Annotated in this window: 10 protein-coding genes; 1 reads left to right on the top strand and 9 read right to left on the bottom strand. The window is 46.3% G+C overall.

Annotated elements, in window-relative coordinates; translation table 11 throughout:
• Nucleotides 1-203: 203 nt before the first annotated feature.
• The 9 genes from IM319_RS03370 to psbQ form a co-directional block, all read right to left on the bottom strand.
• Nucleotides 204-1,151, bottom strand: a complete 948-nt coding sequence (locus IM319_RS03370) for a F0F1 ATP synthase subunit gamma (RefSeq protein WP_286824896.1) — start codon at nucleotides 1,149-1,151, stop codon at nucleotides 204-206.
• Nucleotides 1,152-1,342: 191 nt separating this feature from the next.
• A complete protein-coding gene (gene atpA / locus IM319_RS03365; RefSeq protein ID WP_286824895.1) occupies nucleotides 1,343-2,851 on the bottom strand; it encodes a F0F1 ATP synthase subunit alpha in 1,509 nt (502 codons plus the stop codon).
• A 68-nt stretch (nucleotides 2,852-2,919) separates the two neighbouring features.
• Nucleotides 2,920-3,468, bottom strand: a complete 549-nt coding sequence (gene atpH, locus IM319_RS03360; RefSeq protein ID WP_002763366.1) for an ATP synthase F1 subunit delta — start codon at nucleotides 3,466-3,468, stop codon at nucleotides 2,920-2,922.
• A complete protein-coding gene (locus IM319_RS03355; protein ID WP_104397599.1) occupies nucleotides 3,469-4,011 on the bottom strand; it encodes a F0F1 ATP synthase subunit B in 543 nt (180 codons plus the stop codon).
• 126 nt (nucleotides 4,012-4,137) lie between these two features.
• Nucleotides 4,138-4,569 (bottom strand): F0F1 ATP synthase subunit B', encoded by a 432-nt coding sequence (locus IM319_RS03350; RefSeq protein WP_002795845.1) that lies wholly within the window; start codon nucleotides 4,567-4,569, stop codon nucleotides 4,138-4,140.
• A gap of 229 nt (nucleotides 4,570-4,798) precedes the next feature.
• On the bottom strand, nucleotides 4,799-5,044 hold the full coding sequence (atpE, locus tag IM319_RS03345; RefSeq protein ID WP_002740068.1) for an ATP synthase F0 subunit C: 246 nt from the start codon (nucleotides 5,042-5,044) through the stop codon (nucleotides 4,799-4,801).
• A gap of 230 nt (nucleotides 5,045-5,274) precedes the next feature.
• Entirely contained in the window at nucleotides 5,275-6,024 is a 750-nt protein-coding gene (atpB, locus tag IM319_RS03340; protein WP_002739857.1) for a F0F1 ATP synthase subunit A, read from the bottom strand.
• Nucleotides 6,025-6,081: 57 nt separating this feature from the next.
• Nucleotides 6,082-6,444, bottom strand: coding sequence for an ATP synthase subunit I (locus IM319_RS03335; protein ID WP_149988376.1), 363 nt, complete (start codon nucleotides 6,442-6,444; stop codon nucleotides 6,082-6,084).
• Between the two features lie 539 nt (nucleotides 6,445-6,983).
• Entirely contained in the window at nucleotides 6,984-7,424 is a 441-nt protein-coding gene (gene psbQ, locus IM319_RS03330) for a photosystem II protein PsbQ (RefSeq protein WP_287734637.1), read from the bottom strand.
• Between the two features lie 638 nt (nucleotides 7,425-8,062).
• On the opposite strand from psbQ, the gene IM319_RS03325 reads away from it, so the two are divergent.
• On the top strand, nucleotides 8,063-8,158 hold a 96-nt coding region (locus tag IM319_RS03325), incomplete at its 3' end, for a helix-turn-helix domain-containing protein (protein ID WP_287076085.1).

The following is an 8,158-nucleotide window of genomic DNA, read 5'->3' as shown; positions in this document are numbered from 1 at the left end:
TTTTGTACCAAGCGATGTACTATAAGAAGGATAATGCAAGGTTTTTGAAAGTCCCAATCCTATTTTCTTGCACTAACATCGGACTTTAACAGGTCAAAAGCTTTATTTTAAAAGGGTTTTACCATTATTCAGCAAGCCCTATATAAAAAAAGGAGTGAAAATAATCACTCCTACTGATAATCAAAAGAAAAACAGGCTTAAACCTAGAGAGCGTTGGCTCCCGCTACTACTTCTAACAATTCTTGCGTAATAGCGGCTTGACGCGCTTTGTTGTAGGTACGGCTTAAAGTCCCGATTAACTCGCTGGCGTTCTCGCTGGCGTTGCTCATCGCCGTCATCCGGGCTGCTAATTCACTCGCTGCCGATTCCTGGAGAGCGCGCAGTAATTGGTTATTTAAGTACAAAGGTAGGAGAGAATCGAGGATTTGGACGGGATTCTGCTCAAAAATCATGTCTTGGGGAAAAACCTGCGCTGGTTGGCTGGCCATTTTTTCCCGTTGTACCTTAAATTTTCCCTCTTTAGTCACCAAACGGAAAATCTCGTCATCCTGTACCGCTAAACCTTGGGTAGTTAAAGGTAACAGGGTTTGAATCACCGGAGTGGAACTGATCAGGGAGATAAAACGAGTATAAATTAACTCGACGCGATCAACTGTTTCCGATAAAAATAAGGAAAGCAATTCATCCCCAATAGTGCCAGCTTCATCGGCAGTGGGAATCTGTTCGAGGTTAATAAATTTAGCGGCAATGGGAGCATTGCGGCGCTCGAAATACTGTGCCGCTTTCCGGCCGGCAACAACTAATTGATAGTTAATCCCTTGCTCTTTTAATTCATTAATCCGTTGTTCGGCACGACGGATGACGTTAGTATTATAACCGCCACAAAGACCTCGATCGCCTGTCACTACCAACAGAGCCACGGTTTTTACTTCCCGTTGGGCCAGTAGGGGTAAATTAACATCACTAAAGGCCAAACGACCTTGCAGATTATAAAGTACCTGAGCGAGGGCATCGGCAAAAGGACGGGTACAGAGAACTTGTTCTTGGGCGCGGCGCACTTTGGCCGCCGCCACTAGACGCATGGCCTCGGTAATTTTTTTGGTATTTTTGACCGATTGAATTTGGTCGCGAATCGCTTTGAGATTAGGCATAATTCAGTTATCAGTTATCAGTTATCAGTCATCAGTCATCAGTCAAGAGTCGGGGTTTAGGAGGGAATGGAGAGGTGGGGAAATGGGGAGATCGGGAAATTTCAACTAATACCCCAAAACCCCAAAACCTCAACACCCCATCCCCTAAAACCTAACCCCCATTACCAACATTCATTTACTGATTACCGAGATTATTTAAAGGCTTGTTTGTACTCGTTGATGCCATCTTTGAGCAGGCCTTCCGCTTCGTCGTTGAGTTGTTTTTCAGTGCTAACGATCTCAACGTAGCGAGGTTTGCTGGTTTTCAGGTATTCCCGTAGGCCAGTGCAGAAATCGATAACTTTATTGGTGGCGATATCGTCGAGATAACCGTTTAAACCGGCATAAACCACCGCGACCTGTTCCCAAACGGCCAGGGGGAAGTTTTGGGGCTGTTTCAGGATTTGACGCAGACGCTGACCGCGAGACAGTTGTGCTTGGGTGGCCGCATCAAGGTCAGAAGCGAATTGAGCAAAAGCTTCTAATTCGTCAAACTGGGCTAATTCGAGTTTTAATTTACCAGCAACTTTCTTCATCGCTTTTGTTTGGGCCGCCGAACCCACGCGGGATACGGAAATACCAGCGTTAATAGCGGGACGGAAACCAGCGTTAAAGAGGTCGGTGGAGAGGAATATCTGACCGTCAGTAATCGAAATTACATTGGTGGGAATGTAGGCAGAAACGTCACCGGCCTGGGTTTCGATAATCGGCAGGGCGGTCATGCTGCCACCACCGAGGGCATCGCTGAGTTTAGCGGCGCGCTCTAGTAAACGGGAGTGGAGATAGAAAACGTCGCCGGGGTAAGCTTCCCGACCGGGAGGACGACGCATGAGCAGGGATAGCTGACGATAAGCTTGAGCCTGTTTGGTGAGGTCATCGTAGATAACTAGGGTCGCTTTGCCTTTATACATGAAGTATTCGGCGATCGAAGCTCCGGTGTAGGGGGCGATATACTGGAGGGTGGCGGGGTCGTTAGCGTTAGCGGCCACCACCACGGTGTAATCCATGGCTCCTCTTTGGGTGAGGGTGTCGATTACTTGGGCGACGGTGGAGGCTTTTTGACCGATGGCGACATAGACACAGATCACGTCTTCGCTTTTCTGGTTAATGATTGTGTCAATGGCGATCGCTGTTTTACCGGTTTTTCTGTCACCGATAATTAACTCCCGTTGACCACGACCGACGGGAATCATGGCATCGATAGCGGTAATGCCGGTTTGCATCGGTTCACAGACGGATTTGCGAGCGACAATACCAGGGGCGGGGGATTCCACCAGACGGGTTTCGCTGGTGATGATGTCCCCTTTACCGTCGATGGGACGACCGAGAGCATCAACCACGCGGCCGACTAAGGCTTCACCCACGGGAACCTGAGCGATTTTACCGGTAGCTTTCACCGTACCGCCTTCTTTAATCCCGAAACCGTCACCCATTAACACTGCACCGACGTTATCTTCTTCGAGGTTAAGGGCGATGCCGACGGTTCCATCTTCAAATTCTAATAGTTCTCCCGACATGGCTTGTTGTAGGCCGTAGATGCGGGCAGTACCGTCACCCACTTGCAGGACGGTTCCCACGTTGGAGACCTGTACTTCTTGGTTATAGGATTCGATCTGTTGACGAATAATCGTGCTAATTTCGTCGGGTCTGATAGCTACCATAGTTTAATCTGGGAAAAAGTAAAAAATTAGGAGGTGAAAAAACGGCAAAAAAGGGAGATTAGATGACCTTAGCGCAGGGAGAGGCTGAGGCGTTGTAGTTGACCGCGAATGCTGGCATCAAAGACCTGAGAACCGACTTTGATCACCACACCACCGATGAGGCTGCCATCAACTTTGGTTTTCAGTTCGACCACATTTGCCCCGGTCAGGGTTTTCACTTTGTCGATGACGATTTGTTTTTGGCTATCGTTCAATTCGGTGGCCGAGGAAACTTCCGCTAAAACGGTGTTAGTCAGCACTCTAGCCAGGGTGAGATATTGTTGACAAACGGGTTCTAAAAATTGAATCCGACGTTTATCGACTAATAACATCATGAAGTTAGTTAAATAGGGATTGGCACTGCTCCCCATTACTTGGGAAAGAACGGCTTTTTTAGCTTCTTCTTTGATGACGGGATTGCCGATAAAAGCTCTTAGATCGGGAGCATTTTCTAGCAATTCCAAGAGGGATTTAATTTCGCCGCCGATCGCTTCTAATTGTCCGCTGCTTTGGGCGACGGAAAGTAATGCTTGGGCGTAGGGTTCGGCGATTTCTGAACTGATTAAACTTCCCTGCATCTATTTACCTCCTAGGTTGGCCAAACTGCGATCAATTAGGGTTTGTTGTACCGATTCTTCCAGGCCGGTGCTTAATTGGGATTCCACATTAGCTAAGGCTAAAGCGGTAATTCTTTGGCGTAATTCTACTAAAACGCGATCCTGTTCCGCCGAGAGATCTTTAGCGGCACTTTCGCGCATTCTTTGAATATCGAGTTCGGCTTGGGCGGCGATGTCGGCGGTGACAGCTTTAGCTCTAGATCGAGAGTTATCGATAATTTTTTCCGCCTCTTGTTTTGCCAGGGCGAGTTTTTTCTGTTCTTCGGCGAGGGCGGTAGCGGCAATATTTTTCCGGTTTTCAGCTTCAGCCAAAGCTTCAGCAATCTTCGACTGACGTTCTCCGAGGATTTGTCCGAGAACTTTGCGGCCGTAGAAGATGACTAAACCGAGCAGAATCGAGAGGTTAAATAGGTTAGTTCCTAAGATATCGGTGTTGATGCCGAATCCCTCTGCTGCCGCTTCCTTCGCCTCCGTGGCTAATAATAAAACTGTGTCGATGATCATGATTATTGAGGGCGGGGAGTAGGTTATGCAGTTATCAGTTATCAGAGGTAAGTTATCAGTCTTCTAACTTCTGACGACTGACTTCTATCTTTTCACTGATCACTGTTATTAACCAAGGGCTGGGGTTTAGCGAACGAGTTCGGGGCCGAGGAGTTTTTCGAGAATTTGACGGGAAAGAGAGGCTACTTGTCCTTCTAGAGAACGAAAGGCTTCTTCTTTCTGTTGGGCAATTTCGGCGGCGACGGCTTCTTTACGAGCGATCGCTTCTTTTTGGGCTGCGGCAACTCTTTCGCTGGCTAGTTTTTGGGCCTCGGCTTGCGCTTGGGCGATAATCTCTTGGGATTGTTTACGAGCCGAACTTAATTGCAATTCGTACTCTTGTACCAGTGCTTCGGTTTTGGCTAGTTGTTCTTTGGCTCCGCTTTCTGTTTGCCGAATATACTCCGCCCGTTCATCTAAAACTTTACTGAGGGGTTTATAAAAAACGGCGTTCAGGATCACTGCCAAAAGAATAAATTGTAGTGCCATCACTGGCAGGGTGGCATCGAAATCAAACATTGATTTATTCCTGATAAATAGAAGCTATAGGCAGGTTCAAAAAAGGAAGACGATCCCCCTGCTTTAACAATAAACAGTCAGGGGGGATCAGCAAAATTCCCTTAACTAGCTATCAGCCTTCCGTCCCAAAAACCAGACTTTTTAGTTGGCTCCTTTGGCGTTTTTTAGAGTTTTGAAAACTCTCCCGCCAAGCTGCGGACTGGGGGCTGATAGCCCACTGCTTTTTTAATTAGGCGAAGGGGTTAGCGAACAGTAAAACGAGAGCGATAACCAAGCCGTAGATGGTTAAGGATTCCATGAATGCCAAGCTGAGGAGAAGGGTACCACGAATTCTTCCTTCAGCTTCGGGTTGACGGGCGATACCGGAAACAGCTTCTCCAGAAGCGGTACCTTGACCAACGCCGGGGCCGATAGCGGCTAAACCAACGGCGAGGGCGGCGGCGATAACGGAAGCGGCAGCTACTGTGGGGTTCATGGTGATTTTTTCCTCTATTTACTAATCAATTTCAATCTGTTGTTTACAGAGCGCGTTCTCAGCCGTAAAAAATGGCTGGTTTTCTGCTCAAAACTCCCGAAAGAGTTTTTGGGAAAGAACGATCTGGGAATTCAGTTGCTCATCCTGAATTCGACCAATAATTTCTTAGTTATTATCCTATTATTTGGACACTTTTCCCTAAGAAATTTTTCTTTTTTTGTCCCTCGCTTTTAAGCGTGTTCTTCTTCGTGTTCCGATTCCAGTGCCTCATGGATATAGGCCCCGGCAAGGGTGGCGAAGACAAGGGCCTGAATAGCGCTGGTAAATAAACCGAGAGCCATCAGGGGTAGGGGTACGACTAGGGGGACAAGGAAGACTAATACGGCCACTACCAACTCGTCTGCGAGGATGTTTCCGAAAAGACGGAAGCTGAGGGAGAGGGGTTTGGTAAAGTCTTCTAAAATTTTGATCGGTAATAGCACGGGAATCGGCTCTAGGTAGTGAGCAAAGTAACCGAGTCCTTTTTTACTGATGCCCGCGTAGAAGTAAGCGAGGGAAGTCAGTAGGGCTAACGCCACCGTGGTATTGATGTCGTTAGTGGGGGCGGCTAATTCTCCTTCGGGCAGTTCGATTAACTTCCAAGGAATCAATGCCCCTAACCAGTTAGAAACGAAAATAAATAAAAATAGGGTGCCGATGAAGGGCAACCAGGGTCGATATTCCTTTTCTCCTAGCTGGTTTTTGGCTAAATCGCGCAGAAATTCCAGAACGTACTCCATCAGGTTTTGAATACCGCTAGGAACTTTCTGGATCTTGCGGGTAGCGGCGATCGAGGCGATGATTAAGATAGCGAAGACGATCCAGGAGACCGCGATCACTTGCCCGTGAATTTTTAGTCCGCCGATGTGCCAGTACCAGTGTTGTCCCACTTCCAGGGAAGCGAGGCTATAAAAATTAAGCACACTTAAACTGTCTAACATTTCCACCTTGGAGAGATTCGGGTTCGCAAATCAGGGTTATTTTAACGGTCAAAGGGGTTAGGAATCGGCTTTCTGCTCCAACTTGAAGATGGTTTGCAGAGTATAGACGATGATCGCCCCTTTATAGGTCAAAAAACCCAAAAAAACTGGCACTATGTGCAGTTCTTGCCAACGACTGGCGATGATGATTAATCCAGCGAATAGGGCTAATCCTTTTTTGCCCACCCGATTTTTCGTTACCCCCAATTTTTCCACTTCCCCGGCCAGGAGTTTTAGGTAAACAACTCCCACCATTGCCCCTAATAGGTAATTAAGGGCGGTATTGAGGGAATAAAACCACCACACGGGAATAAAGATCAGACCGCTTAAGATCAGGGTGGTGATCAATAAGGTGTTTTGTAGTTGATAGTATTCCCGCATCGGATCTGACGGCGGGTTGGTTTCTGGGGTTGGGGGAGATTCGATCGATGGATCAGACAAGGTACACCTAAATCAGCGATAGACTAATCTCAATATCTAGATTGCTTTCCGAGCTATGACGCTCAGGTGAGCCACAAGACATATTATCACGGCAGTGGCAACAATTATTAAGCAATTATAAATGGCCATGATTCCCCCCGCTCTCAGCCGTCATCAGCTTTTTTCTCCCCCCTCCCCTGCTCCCTTCTCCCCACTTCCCCAACTCCGGCGCTCCCTCTTGCCTGTTCCCTAAAACCAGAGACTTCGTACCTCACTATTAAGATAACTGCTAAACTAAGTGATCCTGCCAATGGTTAATAAAAAGCAGTTGGTTGGGAAAAGGTAAGGTTCACTATTTTTTTCTATCTTGATTTTTAAACTCAATACCCATAAGAAAAAAGTTTTTGTGTGCTTCTCTCTGACAACAATCTCTAGGCAAAAAGCCCGAGATTTTTTTTAAAAGCTGATAACTGATAACCGATTCTGTCTCCCGATACAAACTAACTGGGAACAATATTTAAGAAAGCATCGAAGTCTTTTAATGCTTCTTGGAATTGAGTAGCGGCAAGACTAGCATCTTTTTCTTTGGCTGCCGCATCGATACGTTCAAAGTGAACGAAAAGATTTTTCGCTAACTGCTTGGCTTTTTCTTGGTCTTTGGGCAGTAAATTACGGGATAATCCTACCATTTCCTGACGCAATTGCCCCAAGGGACCGTGGATATAGGTGCGAGTATCTACCCAATTTTTGTCAGCGATGAGGTCTTGCAAAACGCTCATTTTTTGGCGAAATCCTTCTATGGGTTGGATGTAAACCTGTAACTGTTCGATTTTTTGGGGACTGTAAACGGTGGGGATAGTTGCTTGCGGACCGCTGCAGCTAACCAGCAGGGTAGTAACTAGGACTAAAACTAGGGAAATAATCGAGCGAAGACGTGGCATTGGTTTATATGTACTATTTAACAAGCTATTGACGTTCTCTCCCTTAACCAGTCAAGGTATCGGAACGATTTTTACTTTATCAGAATTTTGGGTTTAAAACCTCGCCCCTTTTAGGGCATCCATTGGTCACATCTTTCATTAACAAAAAGAGAAGAAACTTAAAAAGGGCTCTTCTCGACTTTGTGTAATAAGTGGGTGGGTGGAATTAAATATAAGATAAACGTAGGTTGGGTTGAAGCATGAAACCCAACGCCCGCATGGGTTACGCTACCGCTAACCCATCCTACAAATAATTGTGCCTCCCTACTTAAGTTTAACTTATATAGTAGAGATCGATCTTTGTGTCCTCTGTGTCTCTGTGGTTCCTTCCACTGAAAAGTTCCTGAACAGTAATGATTGTAACGGAAATGGAATGACGGGACGCATTAGCAATAACTTGGGGATGATTGCGAAGAATTAGGGAAATATGGTCAGTATCGAGAATATATTGAGACACAAATCTTTATCCTCTACAGATAATATGAGGGATCTACTTCACTGTCATCATCGAAAATTTTGGGTCTGAAACCCCGTCGTTCTACGACGGCTTTACCGTTAAATACTAGCGCATTTACCAAATATATGCTAAAATGTGAGACATGGAAAAAGCATATTCTTACCGATTTTACCCCACACCCGAACAAGAGTCGCTATTGCGGCGCACTTTGGGCTGTGTAAGATTAGTTTACAATAAA

The organism is Microcystis sp. M113S1 (genome assembly GCF_020246945.1).
In the GTDB taxonomy this organism is placed as follows: Bacteria; Cyanobacteriota; Cyanobacteriia; order Cyanobacteriales; family Microcystaceae; genus Microcystis.
Note: the sequence above shows the minus strand (reverse complement) of the source record. Positions and strands in the feature narration are given on the sequence as shown.

What these genes read in the sequence shown, in the direction of transcription:
- IM319_RS03370 (WP_286824896.1), bottom strand. Translation starts at nt 1,151, where the DNA reads ATGCCTAATCTCAAAGCGATTCGCGACCAAATTCAATCGGTCAAAAAT.
- atpA (WP_286824895.1), bottom strand. Translation starts at nt 2,851, where the DNA reads ATGGTAGCTATCAGACCCGACGAAATTAGCACGATTATTCGTCAACAG.
- atpH (WP_002763366.1), bottom strand. Translation starts at nt 3,468, where the DNA reads ATGCAGGGAAGTTTAATCAGTTCAGAAATCGCCGAACCCTACGCCCAA.
- IM319_RS03355 (WP_104397599.1), bottom strand. Translation starts at nt 4,011, where the DNA reads ATGATCATCGACACAGTTTTATTATTAGCCACGGAGGCGAAGGAAGCG.
- IM319_RS03350 (WP_002795845.1), bottom strand. Translation starts at nt 4,569, where the DNA reads ATGTTTGATTTCGATGCCACCCTGCCAGTGATGGCACTACAATTTATT.
- atpE (WP_002740068.1), bottom strand. Translation starts at nt 5,044, where the DNA reads ATGAACCCCACAGTAGCTGCCGCTTCCGTTATCGCCGCCGCCCTCGCC.
- atpB (WP_002739857.1), bottom strand. Translation starts at nt 6,024, where the DNA reads ATGTTAGACAGTTTAAGTGTGCTTAATTTTTATAGCCTCGCTTCCCTG.
- IM319_RS03335 (WP_149988376.1), bottom strand. Translation starts at nt 6,444, where the DNA reads ATGCGGGAATACTATCAACTACAAAACACCTTATTGATCACCACCCTG.
- psbQ (WP_287734637.1), bottom strand. Translation starts at nt 7,424, where the DNA reads ATGCCACGTCTTCGCTCGATTATTTCCCTAGTTTTAGTCCTAGTTACT.